14 protein-coding genes are annotated in these 17,920 nt (G+C 30.1%); 10 read left to right on the top strand and 4 right to left on the bottom strand.

All coding sequences use genetic code 11. From position 1 onward, the window contains the following. Positions 1-9 precede the first annotated feature (9 nt). A complete protein-coding gene (locus DMR38_RS15155) occupies positions 10-252 on the bottom strand; it encodes a hypothetical protein (RefSeq protein ID WP_127722087.1) in 243 nt (80 codons plus the stop codon). Positions 253-461: 209 nt separating this feature from the next. On the opposite strand from DMR38_RS15155, the gene DMR38_RS15150 reads away from it, so the two are divergent. From DMR38_RS15150 to DMR38_RS15140, 3 genes are all read left to right on the top strand, one after another. Continuing rightward, on the top strand, positions 462-1,001 hold the full coding sequence (locus DMR38_RS15150; RefSeq protein WP_127722086.1) for a superoxide dismutase family protein: 540 nt from the start codon (positions 462-464) through the stop codon (positions 999-1,001). A gap of 195 nt (positions 1,002-1,196) precedes the next feature. Then, positions 1,197-2,420, top strand: a complete 1,224-nt coding sequence (locus DMR38_RS15145) for an SGNH/GDSL hydrolase family protein (RefSeq protein ID WP_127722085.1) — start codon at positions 1,197-1,199, stop codon at positions 2,418-2,420. A 91-nt stretch (positions 2,421-2,511) separates the two neighbouring features. Next, the gene (locus DMR38_RS15140) at positions 2,512-3,075 is read left to right on the top strand and encodes a flavodoxin family protein (protein ID WP_127722084.1); all 564 of its coding nucleotides are present in this window, start codon (positions 2,512-2,514) and stop codon (positions 3,073-3,075) included. Between the two features lie 99 nt (positions 3,076-3,174). Here DMR38_RS15140 and DMR38_RS15135 read toward each other — a convergent pair whose 3' ends face one another. Then, positions 3,175-3,477 carry a hypothetical protein gene (locus DMR38_RS15135; RefSeq protein ID WP_127722083.1) on the bottom strand — a complete coding sequence of 101 codons (303 nt, stop codon included), beginning with the start codon at positions 3,475-3,477 and terminating at the stop codon, positions 3,175-3,177. A gap of 74 nt (positions 3,478-3,551) precedes the next feature. Then, positions 3,552-6,851, bottom strand: a complete 3,300-nt coding sequence (locus tag DMR38_RS15130) for a cell wall-binding repeat-containing protein (RefSeq protein ID WP_175413025.1) — start codon at positions 6,849-6,851, stop codon at positions 3,552-3,554. Positions 6,852-7,329: 478 nt separating this feature from the next. On the opposite strand from DMR38_RS15130, the gene DMR38_RS15125 reads away from it, so the two are divergent. The 5 genes from DMR38_RS15125 (at position 7,330) to DMR38_RS15105 (ending at position 12,314) form a co-directional block, all read left to right on the top strand. Next, on the top strand, positions 7,330-7,524 hold the full coding sequence (locus DMR38_RS15125; protein WP_063553959.1) for an alpha/beta-type small acid-soluble spore protein: 195 nt from the start codon (positions 7,330-7,332) through the stop codon (positions 7,522-7,524). A gap of 424 nt (positions 7,525-7,948) precedes the next feature. Beyond that, positions 7,949-9,325, top strand: a complete 1,377-nt coding sequence (locus DMR38_RS15120) for a PhoH family protein (protein WP_127722081.1) — start codon at positions 7,949-7,951, stop codon at positions 9,323-9,325. Between the two features lie 247 nt (positions 9,326-9,572). Then, complete coding sequence (locus DMR38_RS15115) at positions 9,573-10,586, top strand: phosphodiester glycosidase family protein (protein WP_127722080.1); 1,014 nt, start codon at positions 9,573-9,575, stop codon at positions 10,584-10,586. A 35-nt stretch (positions 10,587-10,621) separates the two neighbouring features. Further along, positions 10,622-11,647 carry a hypothetical protein gene (locus DMR38_RS15110; protein ID WP_127722079.1) on the top strand — a complete coding sequence of 342 codons (1,026 nt, stop codon included), beginning with the start codon at positions 10,622-10,624 and terminating at the stop codon, positions 11,645-11,647. A 31-nt stretch (positions 11,648-11,678) separates the two neighbouring features. Continuing rightward, positions 11,679-12,314 carry a site-2 protease family protein gene (locus tag DMR38_RS15105; RefSeq protein ID WP_175413135.1) on the top strand — a complete coding sequence of 212 codons (636 nt, stop codon included), beginning with the start codon at positions 11,679-11,681 and terminating at the stop codon, positions 12,312-12,314. Between the two features lie 44 nt (positions 12,315-12,358). Here the strand turns inward: DMR38_RS15105 and DMR38_RS15100 are convergent, their stop codons facing one another. Further along, on the bottom strand, positions 12,359-13,507 hold the full coding sequence (locus DMR38_RS15100) for a hypothetical protein (RefSeq protein WP_127722077.1): 1,149 nt from the start codon (positions 13,505-13,507) through the stop codon (positions 12,359-12,361). Between the two features lie 167 nt (positions 13,508-13,674). Here DMR38_RS15100 and trmB point away from each other — a divergent pair, with 167 nt between their 5' ends. Continuing rightward, positions 13,675-14,310: a tRNA (guanosine(46)-N7)-methyltransferase TrmB gene (trmB, locus tag DMR38_RS15095; protein WP_127722076.1), complete on the top strand. Its 636-nt coding sequence runs from the start codon at positions 13,675-13,677 to the stop codon at positions 14,308-14,310. A gap of 75 nt (positions 14,311-14,385) precedes the next feature. Further along, positions 14,386-17,907: a BREX-1 system adenine-specific DNA-methyltransferase PglX gene (pglX, locus tag DMR38_RS15090; RefSeq protein WP_127722075.1), complete on the top strand. Its 3,522-nt coding sequence runs from the start codon at positions 14,386-14,388 to the stop codon at positions 17,905-17,907. Positions 17,908-17,920: the final 13 nt, after the last annotated feature.

The raw sequence follows: 17,920 nt of genomic DNA, 5'->3' as shown, positions 1-17,920 counted from the left end.
ATTTTTTAGTTACTTACTCTTTTTCTGTCTAGATTGTTGATTTAATTTTTTAGCTTCATCTAAATCACTGCTATTTGAAACATTTGAGAAAGAAGATGAACTTTTGCCTGAAACTTGTGAGTTTAATTGTCTAGCTTCTTGAACATCGGGGCTATTATAACCGGTAGTGCTAGTAGCACTTGACATATTTCCCTGTTTGGATTGTTTATTCAATTTTTTTGCTTCTTGAAGATTTTTATCATTTTTATTCATAATAGTATCCTCCTTTAGTCTAATGGATTTATATTAAATATTTTAGATTTAATTCATATTGAATTATGCTACTTTAATATTTTGTCCTTGCGGCATTAATATATACTATAGAATATTAATGACTATTTCCCAGAAGAAGAAGACTCTTTTTGTAACTATTTTTAAAGTTTTACATAACATAAATTGAAGTATTTAATTTGGAGGATATTATGCATTTTGACGAATATGAATGTCCCTTTATAAATCACAATTATTGTGGATATAGGGGTGATATGAATATGCATGCTAGAAAAGCTGTAGCCCATATAACTGGAGGACCTTTAGCTCCTAATATAAGAGGTACTGTAACTTTTACTCAGGTACGTGGAGGAACTGAAGTTTCTGTAGAAGTAAATGGATTACCTCCTTTTAGACCAGCTATGAATGGAAATCCACAAATTGGACCCCATGGATTTCATATACACCAAAATGGGACATGTGCTGTAGGTAATCCTGAAGAACCATTTAAAGCTGCTGGAGGACATTGGAATCCAACCAATCAGCCACATGGCAATCATGCAGGAGATTTTCCAGTTCTTTTTTCAAATAATGGTTATTCTAGAATGACCTTCTTTACAAATAAGTTTAATGTTGCTCAGATTATCGGAAAATCAGTAATCATACATGAGAGTCCGGATGATTATAGAACTCAGCCTTCTGGAGCATCTGGTAAAATGCTAGCTTGTGGTGTTATTAAGGCAATGATGTAATTAAAAAAATGTTTACAGGGATGTTTCCTTTGTGTAAAAAACTTACATATGAGGCATCCCTTATTTAGCATATTATAAATTTATTATTTTACAAAAATATAAATATATTCACAATTACGTATTTTACAATGTATTTGGTGTATGATTTCTACATATATTAAAGAGAAGTATTAAAATAGGTAAAGGAGTACTAATATGCGTCAAAAGATATTAATTATTATTTCAGCTGTATTTGCATATTGTGTCATGTTTCTTGTAAGTTCAGCAAAAATTAATGTAATGAAGAAAACTAAACCAACACCCCAAAAAGTAATTCATAAAGAATCACCTTATGAAAAATACGGATATAATATAAATGCAGGTTTGTTAAGATATAAAAATAAATTGAATAATACAAGTACCCAAAAGGTGAGAATATATTGTATAGGCGAATCCAATACAAGAGGAGAATATTCCAGTGATGAGATAAATAAATCTTGGGTTGGTGTAATGAAGTCATCACTGCAAAATCAATTTGGAAATGCAGGGGAAGGATTTATTAGTATATACGAAGGTGCTCTTCCTTCTGGCACTAAACCTAGATGGAAACTAGGAACAGGTTGGAGTGTTTCTGGTGCTTCTAAAGAGTTCACTTCTAATGTCGGTGGTTTTGGTGGATGCTTTGGAATTTCTAATAAAAATATTTCACCAGCAGCTTTAACTTTCACTGGGAAAAATTTAGATTTATTATATTCTAAGGCAAAAGATGGAGGTACAGCTGTTGTAACCATAGATGGCAAAAAAGTAGGGACTATAGATTGTTTAGGAGAAACAGAAAGTTTTTCACATAGAGTTTCTTATTCAGGATTAACTAATACATCTCATACATTAGTAATAACTCCAAATAAAACATCCAATATTTTTATAGAAGGTGCAATTGCCTCATCAAGTACTACAGGAATTGAGATAGACAAGATAGCAATTTCTAGTAAAATGGCAAGTTATTTTACTACAGACACCACAAAGAAAATTTGGAATGTATCACCAAAGCCTAATTTAGTGCTGCTGTCTTTCGGACTTAATGAAGCAGGACGAGGTATTTCTGTTCAAGACTATAAGGAAAGTATGATGAATTTAGTGAGTTACTGGAAAGAAAGAGGCAGTGATGTATGCTTGGTGTCAAATCAAATGCCTGCTGAGACATGGACAACAAACTGGACTGCTTATGTAATGTCTTTATACGAAATAGCAGATGCTTATAATACAGGAGTTATAGATATTTATAAAGCTTATTATAAGGATTATACTGCTGCACAAAAAGAAGGTTTGTTTGGAATGGCTAAAAACGATTATTCAGGCGGAAGTGGAACAAATACAGCACATCCTAGTGACAAGGGTTATAAATATATTGGAGACATTATATATGGTAACCTGCAGTAATTTTAATGCTTTACAACCATTTAATCTCACTATATAATTGGATAAAGAAGAAGATAAAACCAGTTGTTAATGTTTACAAGGAGTGAGAAAAATGGTTAAAAATATTTTAGTACTTACAGGAAGCCCAAGAAAAAATGGTAACAGTGAAATGATGGCAGATGCATTTATTAAAGGTGCTAGGGCCAAAGGTCACATTGTAACGAAATTTGAAATGGCAATGAAAAATATTAATGGTTGTAAGGCTTGTAATACCTGCTGGAGTAAGGGTACTGCCTGTTCATTTCAGGACGATTTTAGTGAATTAGAGCCACTACTTGAAAGCGCAGATGTCATTGTATTTGTAACACCTTTATATTGGTCTGGTATCTCATCACAAATAAAAGCACCAATAGATAGACTATATGCTTATGTATCACCTAATTGCAAACGTCCACTTAAAATAAAGGAAAGTGTATTTATGATTTGTGGAGAAGGTAACGAAGATGGTATGTTTAATGGAGCAATTGAAACTTACAAAGGTATTATTGATTATCTTAAGTGGAACAATCTAGGAATAATTACTGTCCCAGGAGTGGCAGATAAGGGTGATATTGCTAATACTGATGCTTTAGAAAAAGCCGAAAATCTTGGCATGAGTATTTCTTTTATTTATTAGAGACAAGCATCATCTATATGAATTATAGATTTACTAAAAAATACATAATAGTAGGCACTAGCAATTTGCTAGTACCTACCTAAGCTTACCTTTTGATATTTAATACCAATCGTCATAATCACCATACATGATTACAGGGAATACGAATGGCATGAAAGGTCTATGCATCCATCTACGTCTTCTTCTACGTCTGGGTCTTCTACGTCGTCTTCTTCTAGGTCTCCCTTGCCTATACCCATCTTCAGGATCGAAGTCATATTCATCAGGATCTTCGTCCTCGTATTCATCATCTATTGGTTCATCATAATAAGACATTGAGTAATATGGACATATATTTTGGGAAATATCGAAGTCTTCAGTATTTTCTTTGCTACTGCTGTCGCTAGTAGAATTGATATTCATGTAATACCTCCGTGAAAATATTTATATTATATACTATGTTTAAAATTGAAATCTGTTAATAAAATATAATTATTTTAATTGGAAATTACTGTCCTTACTCTCAAATCATATTTTGACGGAATGTAAACAGAATTTTCTCCACTGACATCTTTTTTACTTCTTATGTTAATATCTGTAGGTGACAATGCAGCATGAATGTCAATTCTATCTCCAGGCTTTATGGAGCCGTCTTGAAATTTATAGGTTACATTTTTACCATTTACGGATACAGATGTAGGATTCAGTTTTCCACCAGTGCTCTCATTTGTAAATATAAAATCATCATAGTACAATCCATAAATACTATCGTCTATATCCTCATCAAATGCTATTGTTACAGAGTTATTTCCCGTGGTGCTGCGTGCAAACCATAAGCTGAAATTAGTTCTTGGAGGAAGCTGCATGCTATATACCTTGTCTGATACTTGTTGTAGAATACGCCCTGCTATATCTTTAGAGATTGAATTTCCAATTGTAAATAATGCATTAACTCCAGCTGACTTCACCGTGTCGATTTTTACGTTATCTTGAACCTCACTAGCAAAAGTAAGAATTACTTTCCTTCCCGATATAGTACCTCCATCGGGAGTCATTCCTGCAATTTTAAAGTCACTTAGGTTTAAATTGTCCAGATCAGAAGTTAGAATAAACTGTACCTTTAGGTCATCACCATCGTAAAAAAATTTTACAGTATTTGAAACAAGAGATGGCCCTGTACTATAATCTCTACTTATGTTATCAACATAGGCTATTCCTGATAAAGTATTTAGAGATTTATCCTTAACATATTCCACACCTACTTTGAGTACATTATTTTCTGAAGTCCCATAGCTTAATATATAATTAGATGGAAATTTAATGAGTACATAAGTATTATCTTCACCAGGAGTAATTACTGCATTATAAGGCAATGCTTCAGTGTCACCTGTACCATTTACAAAATAATAATTTGAAGGATTCTTTAGTGAATTTACATCCATGGGTTCATTGAAAAAAACAGCTATTTCTTGAGGATTATCTGATTTTTGAATTATAGCTGTAACTTTGGGATTTATGTTATCTATTCCATTAAAAGTTACAGTATAATCATCCATCACATTAGGTTTTAAATTAGTATCAATGATATTTTTAATAACTAAAGTGTATGTTAAATCTGTTAAAGCATTATCTCTTGTGAATTTTATATTATAGGAGATTGTGTTGTCATTACTTAACCTGGTAGCTGGTGCTATTTCATCAATTTTATAGGTTATGTCTGTTCCATCAGAATCAAGTAATTTATAATTTGATTTATTGGTTGCATATATATTCATTACATATTGGTTGAATTTTATGTTTATTGTTTGACTGTCGAGTATTTTAAATTGTGTAATTTGTGGTTTTACAGTATTATCTTCAACTTCAAAACTCGTACTGGAATTGTCATATATGTTATTGCCATAGGCGTCTTTGACATTGTCTAAGACACTTACAATATTACTACCAATATTAAGTAAAGAATTTATAATTCCTATTTCAACAATTTTATCATTTGATCCCGGGCAAAAGTCTATTGAGGAGGCCGCTATTGTATTTCCATTTATTTTATAATTATTTATATTAAGTGCGGTTTTAGTATCCATAGATCTACTGTAAGTTATATAAACAATGCCATCTGTAGTATAATTAGCTTCTGCAATTTGAGGATTGTCCTTTAATGAATTAACATTAAAATTTATAGAAGTTTCTTCTATAGGAAATCCTGCAGCGTCATCGAACTGTTCACCTGGGATTCCCCGGGAAATTTTAAAAGTATTGATGCCTTCTTTAAGGGGTGTATCAAAATAAAATGCTACTTTCATTGACCATACGCCTGATTTTTCATAAAAAGTACTTAAGGATGTATTTAATCCAAGGCCTACTATACTTTGACCATTGATTTTAATAGAAGATAGATTATCTGTCTTTATCCTTATTGCTTCTGAAAATTGAAGTATTAGTTTATTACTGCCGTACAATGTTAGTGCTTGTATTTTAGGTGCAGTTATGTCTAGAAAGATAATTTCCTTTTCAATTTTAGACGATATTACATTTAAATGCTTATCTAGCACAGTGCTTTTTACAGTAAAAATTATGTTTTTATATTGTGGATATGGATTTGAAAGGGTAACTAGTACAGTCCTATTATCATTCTGCATCGAAGCTGAAGATATATTGGGGGTAAGATCAATTCCGTCAATTTGATAATTTCCAACAAATTCAGCTGTTTCTTTGTTGATTTCAGTGTTGAATGTAATTTTAATTTGATTTAGTCCATTTGTAGTTATTGAAACTGCGTCACTGGAAATTGCGTTATTTATCTTTGAGATAATATTATCAGAAATAACGTTTTTTCCACCTATTGCATTTAAGTCTGTTAAATTAGTTGCTTTATTTTTTATGTAGTTTAATGCTTTCTCTGTAGATGGGGAATTATCACCATCTACAAGCACCAATGGAGATGACCACTTACCAGCTAAAGAAGAGGCTATAAGAGGATCTGGGAAATCTTCTCCACCTGCATTTGCTATAAACAGCCTATCATTTTTTAATATATCCTGGTATTCATTTAACATATTTAAATTGGTTTCAAATCTGTTAGCTCCACCATTTACTCTTTTCACAGCACCTATTTTATTGTACATAGTGTCATTTAATACATTTTGCGTACCAATAACTGTAACACTTGAATTGTTATTTTTAATAAAGGTTAAAACTGCTTCCATTGAGTCGTCATCATTGTTTCCAAGTAAAAGAATTTGTCCTTTAGCTGCTGCTATAGGTGCAGCTGATAGGGCATCTGAAAATCCTTTTCCTGAGACAAGCATAATATTTTGGGCACTAACACCTAATTTGACTAATTCATTGGCAACAGATACATTGGTTTCGTATCTACTTTTTCCGCTTAATTCTATTAAATTGTAACCATAACTTTTAAGTTCATCTCTTATATTTTGTGATACACAGGAGGTCCCTCCTATAATATATATGTTTTGGGGTTTTAAGGTGTCTAATGCAGATTTAGTATATGAATTAAGAAAGTTAGAAGTAGTTAAAAGTATAGGAGCATCTAACTTTTTTGCAAGGGTTACCCCACTTACTGCATCTGCATATATTTCACCACATACTAATACTACATTTTTGCTGCTAGTCCAATTTGTAGTTGCACTTTTAGCAGCAGTTGCATATCTATTAAATTCTCCGATCCTAGAAACCTGTCCAGAAGCAGCGTGAACTGATTTTGGCATTAAGATTAAGAAACAAATTAGAAATATAAATATGCTATTTATTATAAATCTTCCATAAGTTTTCCACATTTTACAATGCTCCTTATAAGGCATTTTTTTTCAAATGCTTAAATGATTTTAAATAGTGTAACTAATTTAATTGTAATTGTAATTTAGTATCTTCACAACTTATAAAATCTAGTATAAAATCTACTATTATGAAAATGATTATTTTTTATCCAGATTATTTTTTTATGAATATTTACATAATGTATATGGTGTCATATTGTTAGAGATATTGGGTAATATAATAGTGTCCTAGGGAAATGACCTTAGCGAAAATGAGGATAGTATAATTATATGTATCTATTGAAAGAGGTAAGTGCTGGTAGCTAACGGTGCTTACTTTCTTATTACAAAGAAGTAAAAAATTTAAAAACATTTATACTTATTAGTTTATATTACAACAAGTACTAAATATTCATTCAATTACCTAGAGTAATTTTTTTAAAAATGTAGAAACTTTAAATGTAAGCAGTAAAGTTTACTATAAAAAGGAGTGAGTACTATGACAAATAGTAATAATCCAGTAGTTCCACAAGCTAAAGCAGCATTAGATCAATTCAAAATGGAGTCAGCTAAAGAAGTTGGAGTAAATCTAAAGAATGGTTATAATGGAGACTTAACTTCAAGAGAAGCAGGCTCTGTAGGTGGAAATATGGTTAAAAAAATGGTTCAGGCTTATGAACAAAATTTAAAGTAAATATATGATAAAAAATCTGTACTCTAAATTAGGGTACAGATTTTTTATTAGAATCAAGACATATTGAAAAAATAACTAGTCGGTATGCTAGTCTATTTTGCGTCTTTGACTTGTTATTTTGTTTCATATGCTTAAGTTAACAACATTTTAATTCATAAAGTATTAAAAAAGTAAATAAATATTTAATATATTTGACACCATATTGTCACATATAATAGTTAACATTAGTAATATACCGATGAAACAAAGATAGCATAATATTTTGATCCCCAATTATTATATTATGAAAAATAGGCACTGGTTATTGCTAGTGCTTGTTTTTTATGTAGATAATTCAAAATATATTTTGAAAGTTTTATGAAATTTAATTCATTTATATATTTAAATGAATATATTATAATAATGGTAGAGGGGAGGAATGGCTTTGAAAAAAACTTATGTTTTAGACACCAATGTTATTTTGTATTCACCAGGGGCTATATTGACTTTTGATGATGGAGATGTGGTTATACCTGAAGTGGTACTAGAAGAGCTAGATGGATTTAAAAAGAATAAAAATGATCTTGGTGCCAATGCTAGGTATGCAGCTAGGCTTATAGATGACTTTAGGAAAAGCGGTAAGCTTAACCAAGGAGTGGACTTGCCAGGTGGTGGAAAGTTAAGGGTTGAAATGAACCACTATGATGTACAGCTGCCCCCAGCTTGGGATAAAAGCAAACCGGATAACAGAATAATACAGGTGTGTAAAGGCCTTAAAGAAAGTGGTGAAAATGTATGTTTGATAACAAAGGACATATTTGAAAGAATTAAGGCTGATATAATAAATATAGAGGTAGAAGATTTCTATGAAAAAGTTGTTCCCGAAGATGAAAGTCAATATACAGGAAGAATAGATGTATACGCTTCTGAAAAGGATATAATAGAATTTTATAGTAACAAATATATGAAAGTTGATAAAATAACTTGTTATAATGAGGAGAATGCAGAATATTTTGCTCCACCTCTTTATGTAAACGAGTTTATTATAATACATTGTTTGAGTAATCCTAAACAGACTGCCCTTGGAAGATTTGACGGTAAAGAAATAGTTTCACTTTGTTTTAAGGATAGTGCACCTCTTGGAATAGTTCCGAGAAATGTGGGTCAGAAATTTATGCTGGAGGCACTTTTAACAAATGCAGAAAAGGCTCCACTTGTGATAATAAAAGGTCCTGCAGGAACTGCAAAAACTTTATTTTCGCTGGCAGTAGGTCTCCATAGTATAATGGAAGAGGACAAAGGAAAGTATAGAAAGATGCTGGTATGCAGGCCTAATGTTACTATGGATGAAGATATAGGATTTCTTCCAGGTACAGAACAGGAAAAAATATCGCCTTTTATGAGGCCGATATTAGATAATCTAGAAATATTAGTGGATTCTGATGAAAAAGAAAGATATAAAAATGAAAAGGAATTAGCTGATAAAATAAGAGAATTATTTGACAGGGGAATTATAACTACAGAGGCAGTAGGTTATTTAAGAGGAAGATCTATTGTAAAAAATTGGCTCGTAATTGACGAAGCTCAGAATCTAACTCCAAAACAGGTAAAAGCAATTATAACAAGAGTTGGAGCAGGTACAAAACTGCTTTTAGTAGGGGATCCAGAGCAAATAGATCAAGCTTTTTTAGATTCGAGATCGAACGGGTTGTGTTATGCTTCAGAAAAGATGAAGGGAAGTAAGTTATGTTATCAAATAACGTTGAAACATGATGAATGTGAGAGGTCTCCTCTTGCATATGAAGCGTCAAAGAGACTGTAAATAGAAAATACAACTTTTGAAATATATGAAAAATTGCAAAAATATAATTATAATTTGAAACTTTATTTAAGAGCACTTTGGTGTTAAAAAATGGATTGTATATTTAACACCAGAGTGACTTTTCTATTTAGTTCTTTATATTATATAAAGTTTTTAGTATGTTCATAATTATTTCTATTTAAAAATTTTATCATTTATTGTACAATGTTGAAGGATATATTTTTTTAGAAAGGAAAGGTTTCAACATATGAAGAAGGGGAAAATTGAAGGCAAAAAGAAACGGCCAGTTTGGAAACTCATACTGTATTTCATATTATTTGAGTTTATATTTACCGGGATGACTGCTCCATTTTTAGTGTTTTACGGTCCTTTTGAAAATGTAAAGAAAACAGTAGTAGGTGCAGCCATGACCACTTTGAGTCATCAGTATATAGCAAAGATATTTTTATCAGATAGTGAAATACAAAAAATACTAAGTGAAAACAAACCTAAAAATATAGAAAAAGATAATTCACCTTTAAAATTTGAAAATAAGCATGATAGTAGTATAGAAAGGGAAGAAATAAGTGATGGAAGAAAGTTTAAAGGTTATATGCTTATAATACACGATCCGACTAGAGTTAAGGTAGGATACAGTAAAAAATTAGGCGTAGCTGGAGAACTTACAAGCCAAATAGCAAAAGATCATAATGCTGTAGCTGCTATAAATGGAGGAGGTTTTACAGATAGTTCTTCTAGTGATAGTGACAATAAGTGGACGGGTACAGGAGGAAAACCTACAGGCATACTTATGAGTAATGGGCAGATTGTTGCTAATGATATAACTGATCCTGATGATAAATCAAGAGGTGTAATGGCACTTACAAACAAAGGAGAACTTATAGTAGGACATCACAGCTTAAACGAACTGAAAGAGAGAAATGTTACAGAAGCCATATCTTTTGAACCTGCCTTAGTAGTGGGTGGAGAAGGTACCATAAAATCTGGTGACGGTGGTTGGGGAATAGCCCCTAGAACTGCAATAGGGCAAAGGTCAGATGGTGCTATTTTATTTCTTGTTATAGATGGACGACAAACTAAAAGTATTGGTGCTTCCCTGAAGGATGTTCAAAATATAATGCTTCAATATGGTGCAGTAAATGCTACAAATTTAGATGGAGGTTCTTCTTCAACTATGTATTATGAAGGAGATGTAATAAACAACACTTGTGATCCTCTAGGTGAGAGATCAGTGCCATCAGCTATTTACGTAAAACCATAGAAGGTTATAAGATAATTATTAAAGGGGAGTAACGGATGAAAAATTTTAAGAGAATTATTACTTGGATAACTATATCTCTGGCAGTACAATTTGCAGGATTGTTTTATATAAATAATTATTTTTTATCATCTCAAACAGAGATAAAAACCAAAAAAATTGTAAAGAGTGAGCCCAAAAAAGCAGATGTTGTTATAAAGGTACCAGAAGATGCTAATAATATTAGTGTTTCCTTTGATGGCAGGTATCTGTCATATTGTGAATCAAATGTTTTGAAAGTAGTGGATACAAAGAATGGGAATGAAAAAAATATAAAATTTAAGGATGGAGTTAAGGTATCTTTTTATAAATGGCAAAAAGATAGAAATAGAATACTTATAGCAGAAAAAGAAAGTTCTGATGACGGTTCAAAATTTGAATTATCATATTATGAAGCTGGTAAGGATATAAAAGAAAATATAAAAGCACTGGATTGGACAGATGAAAAAGCTAAAATTGATGATATAGAAGAATCTCCCTTTACCAATGTTATATATGTTAAAATGGAAAGTAGCGGGGAAAGGACAAATATATATAGAATTGACATAATGAATCAAATGCAAAAAGTAACTACAAGATCTTATATGGTAGGTAATATGGGAATATTATCTTTAGATGATAAACTCATATATGAAGATAAAGTATACAGTAAGATATATGTTACAGGCGATGATAGATCACTTACGATAAATGGGGTAGAAAATCCTGTTTGGGTAGGAGTAGATGAAAATGATAAAATATACATAGCTGATGAAAAGGACAATAAAATATCAAATATCTACTGTGGAACTGTAAATGACGGTGGAAGTAATTATCAAAACATAAATTTGGGCCAATCTGTAAATAAGGATGATGTGTTTGTTATGCCTTCAGGCAAAATATACATAAATGACAATTTAAAAGGAATTGTTACAGAAGTTACAAGCGGCAAACAATATGTATATAAAGGAAATTTTGTGCAAATATATGAAGGTGGAATTGCATCAATAAATGGTGGAAAGTTGCAAAAAGTAACGTTAAATTAGTAAAAAGAGGGGATGAAATTATTTGAATGAAATGATATTGAATAAGATACTTATTATACCAGGAATACTTATAGGGCTTACATTCCACGAATTTGCTCATGCCTTTGTGGCAGATAGATTAGGAGATAAAACAGCTAAATTTCAAGGAAGACTTACTTTAAATCCGTTTGCACATATAGATATTATAGGCTTTATAATGATATTACTTGTAGGGTTTGGATGGGCAAAGCCTGTTGAAATTAATCCAAATGCCTTTAAAAATAGAAATAAAGATGATTTGAAAGTTTCTGCGGCAGGTCCTTTGGCTAATTTAATAACAGCATTTTTAGCTGCACTTTTGACAGTGTTTTTATATAAATTTATATTTTCATCTAGTAATTATAATTTAGTTTCAAATATAGTAGTTAAAATTGTGTTGTATGTAGTAAATATAAATTGTATGTTGTTTGTGTTCAATTTAATACCTATACCTGGATTAGATGGATTTCATATACTAAGGGATTTGTTTCCTTCCTTTTACTATAATATATCAGATACTTTATACAGGTATCAGCTTATTATACTTCTTATATTTGTAGCTACACCAATTGCAAACTATGTGGTAGGTATTCCATCAATGGCTATATACTCTAAACTTATGACCATTGCAAATAGTATCATCGGATAGGCAGAGGAAGATTGTAAATTTATTCTTTATTTACAATCTTCCTATTATTTTTTGCTGTGAAGTGCAAAGTAATTGTTTATTTCTTCAAATATGGCTTGGACTCCATTACCCCAATTTGAATCTTCTGCATATTTTTTACCTATCCACATAAAAGGATTGTTTTCCTTTGGCCTATTTTGTGATAGATTTATGACAGTTCTGGCAGCTATTCTTGAAGAATCTTTTATATCAGTATTATATTCCTGCCAACTGTGATATACGTTAAAAGGGTTATTAGCTATTTTAGAGGCACTTGGAGTATTTACGGGTACGAAGTCCTGTTCTTGTCCTGTTATAGCAAATAGTAAAATTGGATTTAAATTGAACTCTCTTGCAGTATTCATTATAGTAGAAAAGTATGGATCTTTGCCCAGGAGTGAATTGCGGCTGCTTAAGTAGGATTTCAATTTATTTTCATCTATTGTTTGATATTTTAAATATTCAGGAAGATATACATTTGGAAAATTTTTTTTAGGATTTTTTAAAGATATTTGGTTAACTAGGTCTTTTAAATAGGTATTCGCACTTTCAGAAGTACTGGCTATATAAAAAGGGGTTTTAAATAGGTTTTTTTGAAAAAAAACTTGTCCTAATACTTGAGAAATTAAAATAAAAAATATAATTGAAGAAAATATTAGGAGTTTTTTATTAAATTTTAACTTGAAAGGTATAGTTGGAGCAGATGTAGTTTCAATAGTTCTATTGGGACTAGCGGATTCAGTTATTTTGTTATTTAGGTTTTCATCTGTAACAGGATCTATTTTTGAATTTGTTATCCCTAAATAGTTGTTTAAATCTTTTTCTTCAACTGTATTTTCTATGTTTGCATTTATCCAGCTGGTAATTTCTTTTATAAAATTTTTTCTTAAAGGTTCGATTTTAATACAGCAGAGAAATACATCATACATGAAAATTGAAGCTTTATTTTTAGAGAGGGTACTTTTCAAAGTGTTTATTTTTACAGTTTGTCTGTAACTTTCTGGCAGTTCCTTTAGATTCGTATCTAAAATATGGTGTATGGTGTTGGAAAGCATTTTTGCTTTTTCGTTGGATGGAATCTTAAAATATTTTTTATTAATGTATTCTTGCATTGTTTTTATATCATCAGTGTTAATTATCTTTTTGTTTTTTAGTTCTTCTATAAAGTAATCCATAATTTTCACAACCTGAATAGTATAATAATTTACTTATTATTATCGTATGTTGTAGAAAAAACTTTAATAATGTATAGAAAACAATATTTATATAATAGCATTGACAGTTTTGTAATTTAAATAGATAATTTATTTTGTGATTAAAAATTTGGAAAGGAATTTAGAATATGAGACTTAGAAAAAAATGGTGGGCTAGACCTGAAATGGAGGCTAGTTCTTTAACTATAATAGAACCACAAAAGTATAAGGGAAAATGGAAAAAAGAATTTAAAAATCAGAATGATATATATTTGGAGTTAGGCTGTGGAAGGGGAAAATTCTTGTATACACAGGCGCTAAACAATACTAATGTAAATTATATAGGCATTGATTTAAAAGATGAAGTTTTAATATATGCACTTAAAAAGATTCAAGAAGCTGAAGTTACAAATGCAAGGATAATGCCTATGAACATAGCTCAAGTTGAGGAAGTTTTCGATAAAGACGAGATAAGCAGGATATATATAAATTTCTGTAACCCCTGGCCTAAAAGGAGGCAAAATAAAAGAAGACTTACTCATACTGTATTTTTGAACAGGTATAGAAAATTTTTGAAATTAGGCAGTGAAATATGGTTTAAAACGGATGACAGGGAACTTTTTGAAGAATCTCAGGAGTATTTTAAGGAAAATGATTTTGAAATAAGGTATCTTACTTATGATCTTCACAGCAGTGATTTCACTCAAAATGTAGTTACAGAATATGAGGAAAAATTCACCTCACTTGGAATGAAAACTATGTTTTTAATAGCAAAGATGTTGTAACTAAATTATAATTGAAAGAAGACTTAAAAAAATTCTGTTTATCTCCTATTTCTTTGATATATGGAGGATTAAGATATGGATAAAAATACACTGAAAAGTTTTGCCATAGAAACAAGAAATGAGCTAATAGATAAAATAAAAGTGAAGGCTCGTCAATATGGTATAGAAAAGGATAGTGTAAAAAATTCAAAAATAGTTAGCAGTGATTCTATAGTTATTAATGGAAGGACTCTTAGCAAAGATGAAAAATTACAAAGAGAAAAGCTTATAAAAAAAATAGAAATTATAAATGAAAAAGGTGAAGATGGATATAGTAGTGTAATTGAGGAAGTTGCATATACTTGGTTCAATAGATTTACAGCATTAAGATTTATGGAAGTAAATAATTATATGCCTACAAGAGTTAGACCTTTATCATCTACAACTCCAGGAAGTGTTGAGCCTGACTTAATAAAAGAAGCAAGCAATGTGGACCTTCCAGTAGACAAACAAAAAATATATAAATTGAACTTAAATAATGATATAGAAGCATTATTTAAGTATATGATAATAGTTCAATGTAATTCTTTAAGCACAATTCTTCCATTTATGTTTGAAAAGATAGGACATTATACGGAATTATTGCTTCCAGATGGTCTTTTAAATGAGGGAGCTTTTGTTAGAAAACTTACAGACACTAATTTTATACCAGAAAGTGATTGGAAAAATGTAGAGATTATAGGATGGCTTTATCAATATTATAATTCAGAAGAAAAAGATAGAGTTATAAAAGCTAAAAAGAAATATAAAAAAGAAGAAATTCCATTTGCTACTCAGCTATTTACACCTGATTGGATAGTTAGATATATGGTTCAAAACTCATTGGGCAGGTATTGGGTGGAATCTCATCCGGAACATAATGAATTAAAGAAAGAGTGGGAATTTTACATTGAGAACCCTAATCTAGAATCAGATTTTGAAGAAAAATTAGCTCCATATATAAATAAAGAACTAAAGGTAGAAGATATTAAATGTTTTGATCCTGCTTGTGGTTCAGGGCATATATTAGTTTATATGTTTGATGTATTATATCAAATATATGAAAAATGTGGATATATGAATAGAGAAATACCAAGGCTTATTATAGAAAATAACCTTTATGGACTTGATATAGATGATAAGGCTTATAAGCTTGCTTGTTTTGCTGTTGTTATGAAAGGAATGAAGTATAATAATAGACTTCTTAGAAGTATAGAAAGAGAAGGAATAAGTATAAATATAGCGTCTATACAAGAAACTAATGACTTAAATGAAGGAGATATAGAGTATATAGCAGGAGAGCCTTCAGGAGAAAATTACGATAAGACAAAAGCTTTTATAGATCAATTCAAAAATGCAAAGATATGTGGTTCACTTATAAAGATAGAAGAGTTTGACAGAAAATTCTTAGAAAAAAGATGGAAACATATATTAAATGACCCTGTAGAGGATTTAGTGCAAGAGGAAAGTAGAAAAAAGGTTGTTAATATATTACCCAAATTAATGAAACAGACAAGCATAATGGTGAAAACATATGATATTTTATCAACTAATCCTCCATATATAGGAAATAAGTATTTAAATCCTATATTGGGAGAATTTATTAGTAAAAATTATTCAGCTGTAAAGTCAGATATTTTTTCAGCATTTATTGTATATAGTTTTTCTAAAGTTAAATATAATGGTCAATTGGCATTTATGACTCCGTTTGTATGGATGTTCATTAAATCATATGAAAAATTAAGAAATATAATTATTGAAACAAAGAATGTAAGCACTTTAATTCAGTTGGAATATTCAGGACTTGAAGAAGCTACTGTTCCAGTTTGTACATTCACATTAAGGAATTATAAAAGTAACATATTAGGTAATTACATTAAGTTATCAGAATTTAAAGGTGTTAAGAATCAGCCAATAAAAACAAGAGAAGCAATAGTTAATCCTGAGGTAACATATAGATTTATAATTAGTCAGACTAAAATGAACAATATACCAGGAAAGAGGTTTGGGTACTGGTTAACGGATAAGGAAATAGATATATTAAATAAAGCAAAAATAATAGATGATATTTCATTCCCTTGTACTGGAATGCAGACAGGAAGTAATAGTAAATATACAAGAGAGTGGTTTGAAGTAAAAAATAAGTCTATAAATTTTATGAATGAAAAAAATAATAATAAATATTGGATACCTTATCAAATGGGAGGAGATGCTCGTAAGTGGTATGGCAATATTTCAGAAGTTATATATTGGAAAAACAATGGAGAAAAAGTTAGAAGTGAAAAAAGTTCAGTTATAAGAAATGAAAGATTTTTTTTTAATTACAATGGGATAAGCTGGAAAAGAATAACATCTGGCATAAATACTATAAGAGTATTAAACAAAGGATTTATTTTTGACCAATCTGCAGATTCTATATTTGTAAAAGATGAATCAGACTTTAATTATATATTAAGTTTTTTTAACACTAAAATAATTGCTAATATTTTTGAGTTCATATCTCCAACATTGAATTTGACAGCAGGAACTGTTAAAGAAATACCAATATATATGGAGAAGAATAATAACATAAGAGATAAAATAAATTTAATTTGTCAAGACTGTATAGATATATCAAGAGAAGATTGGAACTATTTTGAAATCTCATGGAATTTTAAAAATCACCCTATATTAATGTATAAAAATAATAATGATAAGATAGAGCAAGCTTTTAATAACTGGGATAGTATCACAAAAAATCAATTCTATAAGTTAAAAGAAAATGAAGAAAAAATAAATAAAATTTTTATAGACATTTATGAACTTCAAGATGAAATAACTCCAGAAGTTGAAGAAAAATATATTACTATAAGAAAAGCAGACAAAGAAAGAGAAATTAAATCATTTATATCTTATGCAGTTGGTTGTGTATTTGGTAGATATTCTTTAGACCAGGAAGGACTGGTATATGCTGGAGGCAGGTTTGATTTTTCAAAATATAGAACATTTAAGGTGGATGAGGATAACATAATACCAATACTATCAGATAATTATTTTGAAGATGATATAGTAGCTAAATTTGTGGAATTTGTTAAAGTTACTTTTGGAGAAGAAAGTTTGTCAGAAAATCTTAATTTTATAGCTGAAACGCTTGGTAAGAAGAATAACGAAACGGCAAAAGATACTATAAGAAGATATTTCCTTAATGATTTTTTTAAAGACCATGTTCAAACATATAAAAAGAGACCTATATATTGGTTGTTTACATCAGGAAAACAAAAAGCTTTCAACTGTTTAATTTATATGCATAGATATGATAAAACAACTTTATCAAGAATAAGAAGGGACTATTTACATGAGCTTCAAGATAGACTTGATACAGAGAGAAAATCTTTATTAGATGTAATAGATGGAGCTTATGATACTAAAGAAAAGAATGATGATAAAAAAAAGCTTATAGCCACTGATAAGCAAATAGATGAGTTAAAGAAATATGATGGAGTTTTACATCATATGGTAGATATGCAAATAGAAATGGACTTAGATGATGGTGTAAAAGTAAACTATCAAAAGTTTAAAGGATTGTTAAGTAAAATATAACATAATAATGTAG

The organism is Clostridium sp. AWRP, from assembly GCF_004006395.2.
GTDB lineage: Bacteria > Bacillota > Clostridia > Clostridiales > Clostridiaceae > Clostridium_B.
The sequence above is the reverse complement of the archived record's forward strand: the minus strand, read 5'-3'. Positions and strand labels throughout refer to the sequence as shown.